Origin of the sequence: Anaerotignum lactatifermentans, from assembly GCF_014982935.1 — a bacterium.
Taxonomy (GTDB): Bacteria; Bacillota; Clostridia; order Lachnospirales; family Anaerotignaceae; genus Anaerotignum; species Anaerotignum lactatifermentans.
On the sequence record NZ_JADCKK010000001.1, the window covers coordinates 81,145 to 97,134 of the forward strand.

The 15,990-nt window shown below is 46.8% G+C and carries 18 protein-coding genes; 6 read left to right on the forward strand and 12 right to left on the reverse strand.

Annotation, left to right across the window (positions count from 1 at the left end; translation table 11 throughout):
* Positions 1-53: 53 nt before the first annotated feature.
* The 3 genes from INF29_RS00445 to INF29_RS00455 all read right to left on the reverse strand — a co-directional run bounded on the left by INF29_RS00445 (position 54) and on the right by INF29_RS00455 (position 3,019).
* Positions 54-935, reverse strand: a complete 882-nt coding sequence (locus INF29_RS00445; RefSeq protein WP_193484031.1) for a BAR domain-containing protein — start codon at positions 933-935, stop codon at positions 54-56.
* A 259-nt stretch (positions 936-1,194) separates the two neighbouring features.
* On the reverse strand, positions 1,195-2,055 hold the full coding sequence (locus tag INF29_RS00450) for a DUF58 domain-containing protein (RefSeq protein ID WP_193484032.1): 861 nt from the start codon (positions 2,053-2,055) through the stop codon (positions 1,195-1,197).
* 1 nt (position 2,056) lies between these two features.
* Positions 2,057-3,019 carry an AAA family ATPase gene (locus INF29_RS00455; RefSeq protein ID WP_193484033.1) on the reverse strand — a complete coding sequence of 321 codons (963 nt, stop codon included), beginning with the start codon at positions 3,017-3,019 and terminating at the stop codon, positions 2,057-2,059.
* A 318-nt stretch (positions 3,020-3,337) separates the two neighbouring features.
* On the opposite strand from INF29_RS00455, the gene INF29_RS00460 reads away from it, so the two are divergent.
* Both INF29_RS00460 and INF29_RS00465 read left to right on the forward strand, forming a co-directional pair.
* Positions 3,338-4,600, forward strand: coding sequence for an AI-2E family transporter (locus tag INF29_RS00460; protein WP_072848019.1), 1,263 nt, complete (start codon positions 3,338-3,340; stop codon positions 4,598-4,600).
* Positions 4,601-4,695: 95 nt separating this feature from the next.
* On the forward strand, positions 4,696-5,580 hold the full coding sequence (locus tag INF29_RS00465) for a CPBP family intramembrane glutamic endopeptidase (protein WP_193484034.1): 885 nt from the start codon (positions 4,696-4,698) through the stop codon (positions 5,578-5,580).
* Between the two features lie 211 nt (positions 5,581-5,791).
* On the opposite strand, the gene INF29_RS00470 is transcribed toward INF29_RS00465, so the two are convergent.
* Both INF29_RS00470 and INF29_RS00475 read right to left on the reverse strand, forming a co-directional pair.
* Positions 5,792-7,375 (reverse strand): permease prefix domain 1-containing protein, encoded by a 1,584-nt coding sequence (locus INF29_RS00470; protein ID WP_193484035.1) that lies wholly within the window; start codon positions 7,373-7,375, stop codon positions 5,792-5,794.
* Positions 7,362-7,700: a PadR family transcriptional regulator gene (locus tag INF29_RS00475; RefSeq protein ID WP_072848022.1), complete on the reverse strand. Its 339-nt coding sequence runs from the start codon at positions 7,698-7,700 to the stop codon at positions 7,362-7,364. Before INF29_RS00475 ends, INF29_RS00470 begins: the two co-directional genes overlap by 14 nt.
* A 135-nt stretch (positions 7,701-7,835) precedes the next feature.
* Between INF29_RS00475 and INF29_RS00480 the strand changes: the two genes are divergently transcribed.
* A complete protein-coding gene (locus INF29_RS00480) occupies positions 7,836-8,189 on the forward strand; it encodes a TIGR04076 family protein (RefSeq protein WP_193484036.1) in 354 nt (117 codons plus the stop codon).
* Between the two features lie 18 nt (positions 8,190-8,207).
* Positions 8,208-8,444: a putative signal transducing protein gene (locus tag INF29_RS00485; RefSeq protein WP_072848024.1), complete on the forward strand. Its 237-nt coding sequence runs from the start codon at positions 8,208-8,210 to the stop codon at positions 8,442-8,444.
* Between the two features lie 220 nt (positions 8,445-8,664).
* Here the strand turns inward: INF29_RS00485 and trmB are convergent, their stop codons facing one another.
* From trmB to INF29_RS00500, 3 genes are all read right to left on the reverse strand, one after another.
* Positions 8,665-9,321: a tRNA (guanosine(46)-N7)-methyltransferase TrmB gene (gene trmB / locus INF29_RS00490; RefSeq protein WP_072848025.1), complete on the reverse strand. Its 657-nt coding sequence runs from the start codon at positions 9,319-9,321 to the stop codon at positions 8,665-8,667.
* 82 nt (positions 9,322-9,403) lie between these two features.
* Entirely contained in the window at positions 9,404-10,642 is a 1,239-nt protein-coding gene (locus tag INF29_RS00495; RefSeq protein WP_193484037.1) for a hypothetical protein, read from the reverse strand.
* Positions 10,643-10,790: 148 nt separating this feature from the next.
* Complete coding sequence (locus tag INF29_RS00500) at positions 10,791-11,255, reverse strand: CYTH domain-containing protein (protein ID WP_193484038.1); 465 nt, start codon at positions 11,253-11,255, stop codon at positions 10,791-10,793.
* 173 nt (positions 11,256-11,428) lie between these two features.
* Here INF29_RS00500 and INF29_RS00505 point away from each other — a divergent pair, with 173 nt between their 5' ends.
* On the forward strand, positions 11,429-11,977 hold the full coding sequence (locus INF29_RS00505) for a DJ-1 family glyoxalase III (RefSeq protein ID WP_072848028.1): 549 nt from the start codon (positions 11,429-11,431) through the stop codon (positions 11,975-11,977).
* Here INF29_RS00505 and INF29_RS00510 read toward each other — a convergent pair.
* Positions 11,952-12,371 carry a hypothetical protein gene (locus tag INF29_RS00510; RefSeq protein WP_193484039.1) on the reverse strand — a complete coding sequence of 140 codons (420 nt, stop codon included), beginning with the start codon at positions 12,369-12,371 and terminating at the stop codon, positions 11,952-11,954. The genes INF29_RS00505 and INF29_RS00510 overlap by 26 nt on opposite strands.
* A gap of 81 nt (positions 12,372-12,452) precedes the next feature.
* On the opposite strand from INF29_RS00510, the gene INF29_RS00515 reads away from it, so the two are divergent.
* On the forward strand, positions 12,453-12,974 hold the full coding sequence (locus INF29_RS00515; protein ID WP_084730494.1) for a DUF6648 family protein: 522 nt from the start codon (positions 12,453-12,455) through the stop codon (positions 12,972-12,974).
* A 412-nt stretch (positions 12,975-13,386) separates the two neighbouring features.
* Here the strand turns inward: INF29_RS00515 and spo0A are convergent, their stop codons facing one another.
* The 3 genes from spo0A to INF29_RS00530 all read right to left on the reverse strand — a co-directional run bounded on the left by spo0A (position 13,387) and on the right by INF29_RS00530 (position 15,957).
* Complete coding sequence (spo0A, locus tag INF29_RS00520; RefSeq protein WP_330397805.1) at positions 13,387-14,355, reverse strand: sporulation transcription factor Spo0A; 969 nt, start codon at positions 14,353-14,355, stop codon at positions 13,387-13,389.
* Between the two features lie 443 nt (positions 14,356-14,798).
* Positions 14,799-15,680: a DMT family transporter gene (locus INF29_RS00525; protein WP_193484040.1), complete on the reverse strand. Its 882-nt coding sequence runs from the start codon at positions 15,678-15,680 to the stop codon at positions 14,799-14,801.
* A gap of 10 nt (positions 15,681-15,690) precedes the next feature.
* On the reverse strand, positions 15,691-15,957 hold the full coding sequence (locus INF29_RS00530; protein ID WP_054328990.1) for a metal-sensing transcriptional repressor: 267 nt from the start codon (positions 15,955-15,957) through the stop codon (positions 15,691-15,693).
* Positions 15,958-15,990 lie beyond the last annotated feature (33 nt).

Genomic DNA, 15,990 nt, shown 5'->3' on the forward strand with positions numbered 1-15,990 from the left:
AAAAGACGGTCATGTATGTTTTTTCATACACAACCGTTGAAAATCTTTTTTTCTTACGCCGCATCACTTTCGTTCATGCTGGTGATTTCCTGTTCATAATTGATGGCGCCCTGAGCTTCTGTTGGAATTTCGATGGACTGCACACCATTGAGATCGGAAATATCCATGGTCACACCGTATTCCTGTACGGTAATGCCTGCGCTGTCTGCCTGCAATTCTTTCAGTACATTGTTTGTCACTGTCTGCAATGCATTGCCCAGATCCATATGACAGGATACTGCTTCGCCTGTATCTTCTTTGAATACGAAGGTCACAGGAACATCTGCCACGCCTTCATAATAATTTTCCGCGATGCCGCTCATACCAGCCAGCTGCAGCAGTTTTCCGCCTTCCACAACGGCATATACATCCGCTGCCGGCAATGTGCCCTGCAGTGTCACCTGTTTGTTTTCTCTTGCTGTTTCCTGCCAGCCAGATGTATGCTGCAGGAGTGTGATCATATTTTCCCGCACATCATAAATCTGTACGGAATCCAGTGCCGCATCTTTTTCCAAAGACATTTCTGTCCACTGGTTGTTATAATTCATAAACAGATTCACATTGGTATCTTCCGCTTCCAGATACCGCTGTGTGGAATAACTCTGTCCGCCTGCAGCGTTCAGGGTCTCTGTGATCTGCATACAGAAAGGTTCCTTGATCTGGGAAACCGTTACTTCTGTGCTGTCATTGCTGCCCTGCATATTGGAAACCACATTGACCGCGCCTTTATAACTGCTCGCTTCTTCCAAGCTCTGGAGCGCCGCTGTTGCATATTCTGCGGGAGTCATTCCCGTCTGCGTTGTATTCTCCGCATTTTCGGGTGTTCCGCAAGCTGCCAGACAAACAACCGCAGTGGCAGCCAAACAGATTTTTGCTGCTCTGAAAAAGTTCTTCATTTCCTAACCCCCTATCCTACGCAATTTCTGCATGGGTATCCTTTCTGTTTTTATTGTAGCGAAAAACAGTTTTCATTGCAAGGGGAATGCCAATGTTTCAGAAAAATATAAGAATTTCGCTTCTTTCTTGTAAGATTTCCTCCACTGACCCTCTGTTCTTCCCCTGAGAACTACCCCTTTGCTCCACTTTTTCCTTTTCCAAAATTTCAAAAAAAGACTGCCCAATCCCCCCGGAAAGACAGTCTTTTTTTATTCCGTTCTATCTCATCATCTCGTATAACACCCTTAACAGGTCTTCATCTTCACAAACGTGAGCGAAAACAGCATCCCTGCGGCTGCAAAATTCCCGGAGGGCTGCCCGTTGTTTCATGAGGGCTTTTTTGTACGCAGCTGCCATGGCTTCGTTCAGCTCCAGATCTCTGGTTTCTCCCGTTTCCGCATCCACCAGACGAACAGCGCCGCCAACTTTCGGTTCTTCCTCCTCCTTAGAAAGAACCTGTACCAGCAAAACCTCCTGTTTTTTCTGCTGGAGCAGCTTCACCGTATCTTCGATGCCATTGTCTGTCATAAAATCGGAAATCACAACGGCAATGCCACGCCGCAAAGGACCGCATCCCATGGCTGCGGACAAAGGCGCAGTCCCCCCGACTGCTTCCAGTTTGTCCAGAAAATCCACGGTTTCCAGAAAACGTCCCTTTTGTGCCAGATTCCGCTTCTGTGCCCGGAGGGTATCCCCAAAGGCAAACAGATGCACCTGATCGCCGCCGCAAAGACCTACATAGGCAAAAGATGCCGCCAGTTTCTTTGCCGCTAGAAATTTTCCATCCTGTTCCATGGAACGGCTGCAATCCAAAAATACATGGACAGAAGCCTGTTTTTCCTCCAAAAACAGCTTCAGATACAGTTTGCCGAAACGGGCAAAACCATTCCAGTCTACCCGCCGCAAATCGTCTCCGGCAGCATATTCCCGGTAATCAGAAAATTCCAGAGAGCTGCCCTTTGCCATGGAACGTCTGGCGCCGCTGTAACCGTCTGTGGAAAGGCGGTGTTTCAAGCGGATTGCCATTTCTTTCAGCCGTTTCAAATATTCTTTTGTCAGTGCTTCCCTGAGTGTTTCCATTTCAATACAACGCCTCTATAATTTCGTCGGGAGTTTTTCCCTCTGCCATGCCTTCAAAGTTCAGGAAAATACGATGTCTGAGGGCAGGTTTTGCCGCCTGCTTGATGTCCTCATAAGCCACATGATAGCGTCCTGCCAGCAGGGCAAAAATTCTTGCCGCCTGCAAAACTGCCTGGGCACCTCGAGGGCTTGCCCCATAACGCACATACTGCCGCACCACTTCCGGCGCTTCGGGATTTTCCGGATGGGTTTTCAAAATCAAATCCATCAGATATTCCGCTACGGGTTCCGCTATAGGCACCTGCTGAGCAATTTCCCGCATCTGAAGGAGTCTTTTGCCGTCCATAACCTTGGATGCCCGATGAACTTTGCCGTCGGTGGTGGAAAGGACGATCTTCATCAATTCCTCTTTATTTGGGAAAGCCACATCCAGCTTGAACAGGAAACGGTCCATCTGGGCTTCCGGCAGCGGATATGTGCCTTCTGTTTCCAGTGGGTTCTGGGTTGCCAGCACAAAAAACGGTTCTTCCAGACGGTATGTCTGACTGCCGCCAGTGACCGTATGTTCCTGCATGGCTTCCAGCAGTGCTGACTGGGTCTTTGGTGTGGCGCGGTTGATTTCGTCTGCCAGCACCAGATTGGCAAAGATAGGACCTTTGCGGAATACAAAGGACATATTGCCATTTTCTTCCCGGTTCATGACCGTTGTGCCCGTTACATCGGCAGGCATCAAGTCCGGCGTGAACTGGATTCTGGAAAAATGCAGGTCAACAGCGTCCCCCACGGCTTTGACCAGCTGTGTTTTCCCCAGACCCGGCATGCCTTCCAGCAGCACGTTGCCCCCCGCAACCATTGCTGTCAGCACATTCCTGACCAGTTCTTTCTGTCCGATGATCACGCTGCCAATCTCTTCTTCCACCCGAAAAAAATCTGACGCAAATTGCTGAATCTTTTCTTCTTCCATGGTTTTTCCGCCTTTCTGACCGATTTTTCTTTATTATAAACAGCAAAAAAATCCCCGTCAACGCGCTGGGAAAAACGTAATCTTTTCGGCGGAAAAAATTATGTTTTTCTTAAACTTCTGCCCTTGTTCCCGCTTTGGTTTCCATATATAATCGTTATCATGTGGAAAAAAGATGGAGAAAATCCCATTTTTCTCTCACATTCCCCCACCATCGCAGACGCTTCCGAAAATTTTTACAAAAACCATATGGCACATTCCATAAAATCATAGTATAGTAGGATAGAATGGAATCACGAAATATAAAGGAGCGCAACAACATTGAAAAAATGGGATTGGAAAAAAACAGATCAACCTTATTTTAAAATTGCTGTATATGTGTTCGCGGTACTGGCAGCCACAGTGCTTTTTGAAAAAGTTGCAGGCAACCTGCCCAGCATCAGCAATACCATACATACATTTCTTACAGTGACACAGGGTCTGTGTCTGCCGTTTCTCATGGGCTTTATGATTGCCTATGTCATGAATCCCTTCATCAATTTCTTTGAACGGCATACCATGAAGAATAACTCTTTTTTCCAGCGGCATCCACGGGTGACCCGTGCGGTTGCCATTACGCTGATCTACACACTGGTCATTGGCGGCATCATCTGGATCGCCATTTATCTGGTGCCAGAGATCAAAACATCTGTCGTCAGCTTCGCAAAACAGCTTCCTGTTTATACGGCAACACTGAACCAGAAGATCGAAGATTTGTTCATGCAGGTGGATTTCATCGACGGGGAAGATGTAAACAACATCATCAACCGACTGCTGACACCGGTTCTGGGTGTTTCCGAAAACTTGCAGGCAGGCAGCGGCGAATTGGCATTCCTTCAGGATTCCGACGGAATTTCCAAAATGCTGACCACATTCATCGGCAATGTCTTTACCATGGGACGTTTCGTATTCAATCTGATCATGGCCATCTTCATTGCCTTTTACATGCTCTTTGACAAAGAAAACTTTCTGCGCCAGCTGCGGAAAGTCATCTACGCTCTGACTTCCGAAAAAACAGCAAATCGTATTTTCTATAACGGCAGCCGTATCCACAATATCTTCCAGAGCTTCATCGTTGGCAAAGCCCTGGACTCCCTGATCATCGGCATTCTGGCGTTCATTGGTCTGACCCTCATCAAAGCTCCTCTGGTTTTGGTGCTGAGTCTGATCATCGGCGTGACCAACATGATCCCTTATTTCGGACCATTTCTGGGGGGCATTCCCGCAGTCATCATCACACTGCTCATCAGCCCCATCCATGGGGTATGGGTCGGTCTGTTCATTCTTGCTTTGCAGCAGTTTGACGGCAACTTCCTGGGACCCAAGATTCTGGGGAACTCTCTGGACATCAGCCCCCTGTGGATCATCCTTGCCGTTGTGGTAGGCGGTGCTGTCATGGGACCTTTAGGCATGTTTATCGGGGTACCCATTTTTGCTACTATCAAAATGTTCTGTACGGATTATATCAACCGCAAATATGACAAAAAATATAAGACTGCGGCAGCCATCGGTACATCTGATGCAGAGCAGGAATCGGAAAGCTGAGCTTTGCAGACAACACAAATGGAACATGGAACTTTCGGGCGGGGAAAGGGCCTCTTTTCCCTGCGCCGGAAGTTTTTTATTTAAGGAGGAATTTTATGGCACGACGCACAAACCAATACTTTTTGTTCGTATTTCTCTTCTTCATGCTTGGCTCTACCATACTGGAGCTTTTGCTGATAAACTTTCTGGCTCTGCCTTCAGACTTGGCAAACATCATCCTACAGTTTTTGGTATTCATTCCCATGCTGGTCATCTATGTAAAGACAGAGAAGGTTTCGGTGAAGGAATGTTTTTCCCTCAGACCGCTGAACTGGAAAAATGCACTGCTCTGCCTTGGCATCGCTTATTGCGCACTGCCTTTCATTTCCATGATTGTGGTGCTCACATCTCCCCTCCAACCTAATCTGGTAGAGCAAGCCATGGGAGAACTCAACGACAGTTCACTCTTTTCTATGCTGTTTGTCATTGCCGTACAACCCGCTGTTTTTGAAGAATTGCTCTTCCGCGGTGCTGCCCTTCACGGCTATCGAAGTTTAGGTGCAAAAAAAGCGCTGCTGATGAGCGCCCTCATGTTTGCTATGCTGCACATGAATCTCCAGCAGGCATTATACGCCTTTCTGCTGGGTGCCATCTTCGCGTTTATGGTACAGCGTACCGGCTCCATCTTTGCCTCTATGCTGCCCCATTTTCTCATCAACGCATTAAACTGTGTTGCTGCCACCGCCCAGACACCCCAGCAAGGTGTTGTGGAGGAACTTTCTTTCACCCAGGAATTGTTGAGCACAGGTCTGCAATGTTTGATCTTCCTGCCTTTCCTGGCACTGCTCATGTATCTGTTCCTGCGGCGCAACCCTGCACCAGCGCCTGCTTTACCAGCAGATACAGATGCACCCAAAGAAAAGATATTCACAGCTTCCTTCTGGATCATTGTGGCAATCTTCATTTTCTTTGGTGTTCTGCCAAATCTTTATTGGAACTAAAAAAAGAGAGAATGCTTTAGTGGCATCTTCATAAGAAAACAAAGCAAGCTGAAATCCTTATGATATAGAGGATTCCAGCTTGCTTATTTTTTATGATTTTATTTGATATGTTTTCTTCTGAAGATAGCCGTCACAATTTTCCTTAAGAAATCGAGGAAAAGGAAAACCAATGTTTTCTTAAGAGGAATTTGCTTTAACATTCTCTCTTTTTTTATGCCGCTGCCAAATCTTTATCCCGTACGCCTTCACCCCGACGGAATACGGAACAGAGCAACCCTATAAGCAAAGCGTTAATACACAGCACTGTATTGCCATAGCTCACCAAAGGCAGAGCATAAGGTGCCACCAACATAAATCCCAGATTATAAGCCGTAAAGAATACGGTCTGCATAAGCAGCACCAACCAGATGGAAAGGGCTGTCATTCGTCCAAAAGCACTCCGCTGCTTTCGTATTTGCCCCAAAGACAGCAGAAAAAACAGTGCAAATACTGCCAACACCAGTGCCACCGCCAGTTTTCCATAGGCAAAACCCAGTCTGGACAGCAAAATGTCATTGCTGAACAAGTCCTGCCTTTGAGAAAGCACAAGCCGTACGCTCATTGCCATTTCGTTCTGAGGAAGGGTTCCACTACCCAGCCAACGACAGTTTTCCCAGATATTTTCCACCAGATATCTGAAATAACCGCCTTCAAATTCCCCGCCTGCCATCCGCGCAACAGCAAAGCTCAGACGAAATCGCATGGCAGGTATCCCAAGCATTGCCAGTGTTCCTGCTCCAATGCCTGCCCCCGTTGTCAAAGCCAGCAATCGTTTTCCCTTCTGTTTTCCCATGGAAAACCAATCTGCACCCAATGCCACAGCAAATGCACCATAGGCAGAGATAGAAAAAATCAACACCATAGAAATTTTTCCGAAAGAAAACAGCAGCGCAGCCAATACTGCCATTGCCACCCAGCAAAGCCAGTATCCTCTTACCTTTCTGCCTCTCATGAAAAAGAGTACGGAAAGAAAAGGCAAAGGCGCCAGCAAAGCAATCCCGGTCAAGGCATAAGCGTAATCAAAAAAGAAAAATACGCTCTCTCCGCCGCTTTTCTCTACAAAAGGAACCAACAAAATCAGCATTGCCAGAAATAACAGAATCACCCATTTTGCTTTTCTTGCCAGCAGGGTAAAATCCAGAAAATAGGCTGCTCCAAACAACGCCGCAGCCAAAAGCACCGGCACTGCCATATCCACACCAAAAGATACCTCATCAATGGTCAATCGGCAGAACAGTCCCATAGATAACAATACCGCAGCCACCAATACCATCTGCCATTGGGGCTTTGCACGATGGGTTCTGTCCAGCGCCATACCTACCGCAATGCCGTCACCCATTTCCTCCACAGTGCGTTTTTCCGCTGCTTCCTCCGACAATCCTTCCGCCAGAAAGGCTTCTTTCTGCAAAAGCAAATGGTCTGTGAGTTCCTCTGCCACTGCTTTTCTGGTCTGTTTCCAGCGAATCTGGTCACAGACCGTATCCACATAGTTCTGCATTTCAGAAGAAGAAAGCAGTTGTGTTTCTTCCGCCTTTTCTTCGCTCTCCATTTTTTCCAGAATCAAAGAAATTTCTGTTTCCTCTGCCTCTTTTTGTTCTGCCACTGTCATGCCAGCTGCCTTCCATGCTTTCCGGCATTCCGCCAGATAGCTGCGAAATCTGTCTGCCATTTCCTCCCGCATAATGTCTTTTTCCGACAGTGTTTCCGCAGACAGCCATGCTTTCCATCTGCTCCATATCTTTTTAAATCCCTGCACAACAAGCACCCCCATTCAATACCTTGTGCACTGCCGCCGCATAGGCGTTCCACCGTTCCGTCTGTTTTGCCAGTTCCCCCTTGCCTGCTTCTGTCAGACGATAATACTTTCTGGTGCGCCCTTCTGCCGCTTTCTCATAGGATGTGACAAAACCTTCTTTTTCCAGCCCATGGAGTATGGGATAAAGGGTTCCTGCCTTCAATCGGAAGGTGTCGTCAGAGCGAGCCGCCAGCGTTTCAATCATTTCGTAGCCATACATGTCCTTTTCTTCCAGCAATTTCAAAATCAAGACAGATGTATTGCCTACGCCTTTTTCCTGTGCCATCTTTTCACCTCCATATATAGATTATCTATATAATATATCGACAATCTATATATGTCAATATACGGAAATTGAAAAAGCATCAAAAGATATGGTATAATCAGAAAAACATCTGCAAACCTCAAAAGGAGGGATTTTATGAATCAAGTCAAAATCACTGTTCTGAAAACCACACTGGATGAAGAACTTGCTGCTCAATACGGCGCACCGGGGCTTACCGCTTGTCCCATGATGGAGGCAGGACAGATTTTCTACGCCGATTACGCCAAACCCGAAGGCTTTTGCGACGAAGCATGGAAAGCCATTTACCAATATGTTTTCGCTCTTGCCCATGGTGCCGGAAAAGATGTATTCTATTTCGGCGACTGGATTCGTCAGCCCGGCGTTGCCATCTGTTCCTGCAACGATGGTCTGCGGCCTGTAATTTTCAAACTGGAGGCTACAGACCTGCCTGCCAAACTCTCTTATGATCCCATACCCCGAAAAGCCTGAAGCAAAAGGAGGAGCACTATGGTTCGAATGACAAAATGCATCACTGTATCCACCGCAGCGGAAAAAGAACGTATCCTCAATCTTCTGGTAGAAAACAATATCCCTTACCGCGTCAAAATGGACAACGTCAACCAAAGCATGACCTTCAGCGGCTTTGGCGGCGTCAATTCCGTAAAAATCTCTTATACCTTTTATGTGAAAAAAGATCAGGTGGATGAAGCCCTTTTTCTGATCCGAGGGGGCACACTTTCCTAATAGAAAAAGCACGAAATCTCTTAGGGGCATCTTCATAAGAAAACAGAGAAAGCCAAAACCCTTATGATACAAAGGATTTTGGCTTTCTTATTTTTTATTAACATTTTTGTTATGTTTTCTTATGAAGACAGCCGTCGCAATTCCCCTTAAGAAATCAATGAAAAGAAAAATCAATGTTTTCTTAAGGGGAATTTGCTTTAGATTTCGTGCTTTTTTAATCTCAGTCTTTTTTCTGTTCTTCTTCCATACCGTAACGAGCTTCCAGACGATAAATAGGCATACCCTGAGAAGAGAATTTTTCTTCATACTCTGTCATGATATTGCCTTCGTAGTCACTGTTGTGCAGGTCTAAGGAAATGTTGGACAGTTTCCAGTTATCGGCGCAGAATTCATTGAGGGAGAACTCAAAGAGATTCCGATTGTCGGTTTTGAAGAAGATTTCCCCTTTGTCACCGAAGGCTTCCCGATAGCTCTGCAAATAGCCTCTGTAAGTCAGGCGGCGTTTATACTGCCGTTTTTTTGGCCATGGGTCGCTGAAATTCAGATACAGACGCTGGAATTCTCCTACTTCAAAGAAGTCGGACAGTTTTTTCGCATCATCCCATACCAGCGCCAGATTGGGCAGTTCCTCTGTAGTGCGTCTTGCCGCCACTGCCACAACACTCAGATTCCGTTCAATGCCCACAAAATTGATATGGGGATATGCTTCGGCATTTTTGCGGATGAAGCCGCCTTTGCCGCAGCCGATTTCCACATAAATGGGATTGTCATTGCCAAAATATTCCCGCCATTTGCCTTTCAGTGCTTCGGCGTTTTTCATCACATGGTCGTTCTGGGCAAGTTCTTCCTCTGCCCAAGGTTTTTTCCGTATTCTCATGATGTTGCTCCTTTTTTTCAGATTCGCATTGTATTTATCATACTATCGAAACGAAAATTCCGCAACGGTTTTTTGGAAGTTCCTAGCGGGAAAGCAGCCCAATCCAGTAACCCATGTCCTTTTGTCCCGGCAAAGGACGAAATTCTGTAAAGCCCAGCCCTTCTGCCCGGCGGCGGGCACTGCTGTCATAGCTGTCCGGCAGACCTATCTCCATGCCGTCTTTCCCTTCATGGAGGATGAGATGCCCATAGCGATGATAACACAGCAGGAAAAAGAAATCCCGCTGGCGCTGAGAAGGAATTTCCCCAAAATAAAGAAGTTCTTTCAGAGAAATACAAATCCACGGCGTTCCATCACCAAAAGGCGTCATGCGGCGGTTATTCGCAAAGAAATCCCATGCCACCTCTGTTTTGGGCTCCTGTTCTTCTGTTTTCTCACATTCCTCTGCCTTTTGGGTTTCTGTATGTAAAGCTTCTTCCTGTTTTTCCTCTGGCACTGGTTCATCCGCTTCCACCCAAGAAACCCGCTCCTGCTCTTTGGGCAGTTCTTCCTTCTTGATAATCTCTATGGGAACCTCTCGATAGTCCTCTCCGTTCTTTGCGGCTTCCACAGACTTTTTCCCCAGTATCCTTGCGCTTTCCTCCGCCGTCAAAATACCCATTTCCTCCAGTTCCGCCATTTCCTGACGGAATTTTTTCAGCAATCCGCGGAAATTCCCATGATAGGAAAAATCCGGTTCTTCCTTTTCTGCTGCTGCCTGCTGGGGGATTTCCCGTTGTTCTTCTTTTCTTTCCCCTTTCGCTTCCGGCTCTTTCTGAGGTAATTCGATAACCTTGGCTTTTTCCTCCACAACGGGGCGTTCCAGCACAGCTGTTTCCGCCGCCTGCAACACAGGTTCCTCCTCCAAAGGAGAAAACAGCGCCTGCCACTGCCGCTTTTCCCCTACATAAGCAGTCAAGGGCGCAGACAGGGTGTTTCCCGTTTCCGTTGTCACGGTAACGCCAAATAAATCCTCAACAGTATAACCGCTGCCCAATGCATCCGGGTCAAAATCCCATGCCATTTCTCCGTGCCCCTGTTTGTTCACAGCCAATTCACCGCAGGAAATCCCTTTACATTCTCCATCCTTTGCCAAAAGTCCATAGACCTGATACTGACCATGGATAAGAGGGCGCAGTCCTTCCACCGCCACCGTCAGTTTTCCCTGTCCGTTTTTGATTTCCAGAATACAGCTGCCCCAAGGTCCCCGACTGCCCATGCCATAGCCTGCCGTTTCCTGCCGCAGCATCAGATACACTTTATCATATCGCCGTTGATACACGTTTCTTCTCCCCTTTGCTTGTCTTTCCGATACAGTCTATGCTGGGGAAAAAGAAAAAAGAACGTAAAAAAAGCAGCCTCCCTTAAGAAAACATTGTTGTCTTGATTTCTTAAGGGAAACTGCTCAGGCTGTATAAACAGCCGTTTTTTCATTCCTGTTCTTCCGGTATGCCATATAAAGACAGACTGGTATTTTTATACCGATGGTCAAAGGAAACATCTTTCCCAAACCAGTAGGGCGGTTCATAAGCTTCCGCTTCTTCCAGCGTAGGAAATTCCACTTCCGTGGTCATAAGCCCTGTCAGCTTTCCTTCGTACACATCCACTTCCGCTGTCAAACCATCCTCCAACGGCACCAGATACCGCACTTTTTCCACAGCGGGGCTTTCTGCCTTTGTCAGCAGATGGTCGTACTCCTCCTTGGTGATTTCTAACTCAAACTCCTCTTTCGCCAGCAGTCCTTTTCCCTTTACGGTCAGGATATAACTGTCATCCCACTGCCGCAGACGAATGGTGGGGGACATGCTGATATAGCACTGGGATATTTTCCGCGCAGGAAAATCCGCCAGAGAAAAAGGCACTTCCTTGGTCAAAAACTTCCGTTCGATTTCCATAACACGCCTCCTTTTCCCTTAGGATACCCGCTTCAAAACCTGCTGTCAATCCATTTGAGATGCCCTTCTTTTTGTTCCATTGAAAAAAAGCAAAAAAACGCATATAATAAAATCAGTAAACAATCATCACAACATTTGGCTATGCCAAAAACAGTAACGGAGGTGTTTTTCACATGAAAAAAGCATTGGTTTTTCTGGCAGACGGCTTCGAAGAAATGGAAGCTGTGACACCATTGGACTTTATGCGCAGAGCAGGCTTAGACGCAAAATTTGTTTCTCTTGCGGGCACACTGTCTGTAACAGGTTCCCACGGGGTTACTTATCGTGCGGACATGCTCTTTGACGAAAAAGTGGCATCTGAAGCAGATATGCTGATTCTGCCCGGCGGACTGCCCGGCGCACAGAATCTGCAGGACAACGAAGCATTGGGCAAACTCCTGCTGAAATTCCACGAAGAAGGCAAATTCGTCTGCGCTATCTGTGCCGCTCCCATGGTACTGGGACATCTGGGTATTTTGCAGGGCAAAAAAGCCACCATTTATCCCGGCATGGAAGACCGCCTCATCGGTGCAACACCCGTTGCTGACAAAGTATGCCGCGACGGCAATGTCATCACTGGCAAAGGTCCCGGCGCAGCCATGACTTTCGCCATCACACTGGTAGAAGCACTGGCTGGCAAAGAAGTAGCTGACAAACTTAGAACCAGTACTGTGTACGACTAAGATCAATGGCAGAAAACAGACGGGACAGGCTTTTCCCCTGACAGGGATTGAGTCCCGTCTCCTTTGCCGCTTGCTCCACCTGCTCCAAGTCTAAGTCATAGATGTAGGAAATCTGTGCCGGTGTATAGGCAGCAGGCAAGCCGCAGCTGAGTTCCCGCTGAAACATCCGGCAAATGACGCTGTCACCCTTTTGGAGCAGTGAAAGGAACTGGCTCCGTGTGATGCCCCTGACAAGGGCTGTTTCCAGCAGACCTTCCGCCTGTTCTTTTGATAATTGCAGGCAGGAAAGCATCTGCGTCAGATCATAAGGCTCCTGTCCGGTTTTCAGTATCAGGTCTGCCATGGTCAGGCGGGACATGATTTCCCGCTCATAATACTCCAAAAATGTTGCCATAAAACCCTCCCCTTTTTTGTCCATTGTAACAGGACAGGAAGGGTCACACCATAGGGAATGGCTGGGAAAGAGGTTGGATTCATGAATGCCATACAAAAATATTTCAAATACCGCCAAAGTTTGATCGACCAATATGCCAAGGGCGATATGACCAAACGGGAATATTTGCAGCGCAATTACGAAGCCGTCATCTATGGCGACATCGGCCCCTTTCGTAACATGGATACTTTGGAAAAAGCGTTGTTCAACTATCAGTATTACAACGCGCTGGCAAAGGAAATGAAAACCGTCAGCACTACCCGTGACATGGATTATGAACTGAAACGGGATTATATGGAAAAGAGCAATTACTATTACAGCAAAAAAGACAAAGCCACCCTGACTGCCCTGCGGATGCTGGACTATAAAGGGGTAGTGGCTTATTTCATCAAGATTCGCAGCAAATTTCTCAAAGGAAAGCTCTTTGAAATCGTCATTGAGGAAGAAGGCATCATCCTCCACTCCACCAGCACACTCATCTTAAAGTGTTTGCGGGAAGAAGGGGTATTTCAGGAGGAAAGTCGGAAATCCGTCATTGACGATTATGTGAATCGGAGATATTAAGCAGAAAAAAAGCCTTTGCAAATTCTCTGCAAAGGCTGTAAGATAATCTTAGAAAAGGGTTACCGCTTGTGGAAGGGCGGTCAGTCCCGTTTTTGCTTGGAAGACCGTCTAACTTCGCAGGTCAATGGCTGCTTCATCAGAAAACGAAGAATGCTGAAATTCTTATAACACGAAGGATTTCAGCTTTTTTATTTACCCAGATTCTATACAATACGTTTTCTGCTGAAGTCAGCTACCGAGGTCATTTTTTATTTCTTCTTGTTTTGAAACAAGGAAATCACTCCAATGATTCCCAAACAAAATCAGGGTGGATTCTTCCCGAATCCACCCTGATTTTTGTATGGAGGCATTATGTGGAACAAGCTCTGCTGCCCCAAGGGAATAAGACAGCAGACAAGGCATTTCCCCTTGTTCAGCCGGCTTTCTGCTCCAGGCGCAGTCTGTCGGCAATGAGGGCAATAAACTCACTGTTTGTAGGTTTGCCCTTATGGTTGTTTACGGTATAACCGAATAATTCATGGATGACTTCCACTTTTCCCCGATTCCAAGCCACTTCAATGGCATGGCGGATGGCACGTTCCACCCGACTGGGTGTGGTGTTGCACTTTTTGGCAATGGAAGGATACAGTTCCTTTGTGATGTAATTGAGAACATCCATATCATTGACACTCATCATGATGGCTTCCCGCATATAATGATACCCACGAATGTGGGCAGGCACACCGATTTCATGGAGAATGTTGGTAACTCTCGTTTCCAGATCCACTGTTCCCTGTGCCGCCGGTGCCGCTGCCGCAAATACACTGCCCGCCGGTTTTACTGCTGGCTGTTCCTGCATGAGCTGGCGGATGCGCTGGCTCAGGGCTTCCAGGTCAAAGGGCTTCATCATGTAATACCCTACGCCCAATTCCATGGCACGCTGCACCACTTTATCCTGACTGAGTGCTGACAAAATGATGGTGATGGGCTGGTGCATATCCGGGTTTTTCTGGAGTCTTTCCAGCACCCCAATGCCATCCAGTCTGGGCATGATGCCGTCAATGACTGCCACATCGGGACGGTATTCCCGAATCTTGTTCATGGCGTCAATGCCATCCATGGCAACGGCTACCACCTGCATATCTTCCTGCTTCTGCAAATAATTCACGACAATATCACAAAAATCCTTATTATCATCGGCTAACAGCACTTTTATTTTCATTTGGCTCAAAATCAATCCCTCCGCTTTGTAGTTTGCTGCATGAATATGACAAACATTCTTGCTTTTGGGTTGATTATAGTACAGTATACATGCCGTGACAATACGGTTTCGGCAGACAAATCCCGACGGAAAATCCGCCATTTTTTCGGCTTTTTCCTCGATTTTTGCGACAAAGCACATTTCCTGTCAGCCTATGGAGGACACTGTCGGATTTCATGGTGAATTTTGGGAAAGACCGCAGGATTTTGGCTTGCCGAAAGGGCTTTCTTTTTGTCGGGTGCTGTTGGATTTGTTGAAAAATCAAAGATATGGTAGAAATTTTCTTTCACCTCCACCATATATAGTCAACTTCTTTTTCACACAAAAAAGGGAGAGAAAAAGCAACTTCCCCTTAAGAAAACATTGATTTTCCTTTTCCTTGATTTCTTAAGGGGAATTGCGATGGCTGTCTTCATAAGAAAACATAACAACTAAAATCTTCATAAAATAAGAAAGCCAAAATCCTTTGTAATCATAAGGATTTTGGCTTTCTTTGTTTTCTTACGAAGATGCCCCTAAATTCTCTCCCCTGCTTTTCCACATGCAGCCTTTGTCATTTTATTGCGATTCCGACAAAATTCCTTTTATTTCTCCGCGGCGTTGTCCGTAGAGGCAAAATATGTCCCCACCGCCATAATCAGCAGGGCGATAAAAAAGGATATTGACGGTTTTTCCCGAAAAATCACCAAAGAAAGGGCTGTTGCCATAAAAGGCGCCAATGCGTAATAGGCGCTTGTTTTGGCTGCCCCCAGATACCGCTGGGCATAGATATAAAAGAAAATACTCAAGCCATAGGCAACAAATCCCAGCAGCAAGGTACACACCCCATACACCAAAGGCAATGCGCTTTCCCCAAGGCAAAATGCCAGCACCAACGACCCCAGACCGGAGCCAAAGCCTTTGATGACAACAATCTCCAGCGGGTCTTTATGGGAAATCATACGGGTACAGTTGTTTTCCAGCCCCCAGCACACGCAAGCCAGCAATACGAATATGGAGCCATAGGAAAATGTAAAGCTGGTCACATCCTCCACAGAAAGGATGGCGCTGGAGATGGTCACCAGAACGATTGCCAGCCAAAGCCGTCTGGAAATGGCTTCCCGAAAAATAAAAAGGGCAATAAGTGCAGTAGCAACGATTTCGAAATTATTGAGTAAAGAAGCATTTGCTGCCGTGGTCATGGTCAAGCCAACCATGAGGAAAATGGGTGCGGCAATATCCAGCACAACCATTCCCACGGTGTAAGGCATGTCTTTTTTGGTCAAAGGGGCTTCTTTCTTCCCTTTTCCTGTCATACGCTGGACAAGACGCACCACTGCCAATCCCATGCCTGCCCCCAGATACAGCAGGGCTGCCATCATGGTCGGCGGCACTTCTTCCAACAGCAATTTAGACACAGGAGCATTAAGAGCATAAAGCCCCGCCGCCAGAATTGCCCAGAAAATAGCTGTTTTTTGCGATGTCATAGCAATCCCCTCATTTCATGAACTGGTCGATGGCTGCCGACAAATCCTCCAGCGCTTTTTTATCCCCGGTTTCCACAGCCTCCACAATACAATGATTGATATGGTCTTTCAGAATGATTTTTCCTGTATTGTTCAGGGCAGACTTCACAGCTGCCAGCTGAATCAGCACCTGACTGCAATCCTGTCCTTCCTCCACCATTTTTTTCACCGCTTCCAGATGTCCAATGGCTCTGGAAAGACGGTTGAGCACTTGTTTGGTATCGTGATGATGTGCCATATTCTCCCTCCTTTATATCCCCCCTAGGGGGAT

Coding starts and splice junctions, on each gene's coding strand:
- INF29_RS00445 (WP_193484031.1), bottom strand. CDS start 935: ATGAAGAACTTTTTCAGAGCAGCAAAAATCTGTTTGGCTGCCACTGCG.
- INF29_RS00450 (WP_193484032.1), bottom strand. CDS start 2,055: ATGGAAACACTCAGGGAAGCACTGACAAAAGAATATTTGAAACGGCTG.
- INF29_RS00455 (WP_193484033.1), bottom strand. CDS start 3,019: ATGGAAGAAGAAAAGATTCAGCAATTTGCGTCAGATTTTTTTCGGGTG.
- INF29_RS00465 (WP_193484034.1), top strand. CDS start 4,696: ATGGCACGACGCACAAACCAATACTTTTTGTTCGTATTTCTCTTCTTC.
- INF29_RS00475 (WP_072848022.1), bottom strand. CDS start 7,700: ATGGCACAGGAAAAAGGCGTAGGCAATACATCTGTCTTGATTTTGAAA.
- INF29_RS00480 (WP_193484036.1), top strand. CDS start 7,836: ATGAATCAAGTCAAAATCACTGTTCTGAAAACCACACTGGATGAAGAA.
- INF29_RS00485 (WP_072848024.1), top strand. CDS start 8,208: ATGGTTCGAATGACAAAATGCATCACTGTATCCACCGCAGCGGAAAAA.
- trmB (WP_072848025.1), bottom strand. CDS start 9,321: ATGAGAATACGGAAAAAACCTTGGGCAGAGGAAGAACTTGCCCAGAAC.
- INF29_RS00500 (WP_193484038.1), bottom strand. CDS start 11,255: ATGGAAATCGAACGGAAGTTTTTGACCAAGGAAGTGCCTTTTTCTCTG.
- INF29_RS00505 (WP_072848028.1), top strand. CDS start 11,429: ATGAAAAAAGCATTGGTTTTTCTGGCAGACGGCTTCGAAGAAATGGAA.
- INF29_RS00510 (WP_193484039.1), bottom strand. CDS start 12,371: ATGGCAACATTTTTGGAGTATTATGAGCGGGAAATCATGTCCCGCCTG.
- INF29_RS00515 (WP_084730494.1), top strand. CDS start 12,453: ATGAATGCCATACAAAAATATTTCAAATACCGCCAAAGTTTGATCGAC.
- spo0A (WP_330397805.1), bottom strand. CDS start 14,355: ATGTGCTTTGTCGCAAAAATCGAGGAAAAAGCCGAAAAAATGGCGGAT.
- INF29_RS00525 (WP_193484040.1), bottom strand. CDS start 15,680: ATGACATCGCAAAAAACAGCTATTTTCTGGGCAATTCTGGCGGCGGGG.
- INF29_RS00530 (WP_054328990.1), bottom strand. CDS start 15,957: ATGGCACATCATCACGATACCAAACAAGTGCTCAACCGTCTTTCCAGA.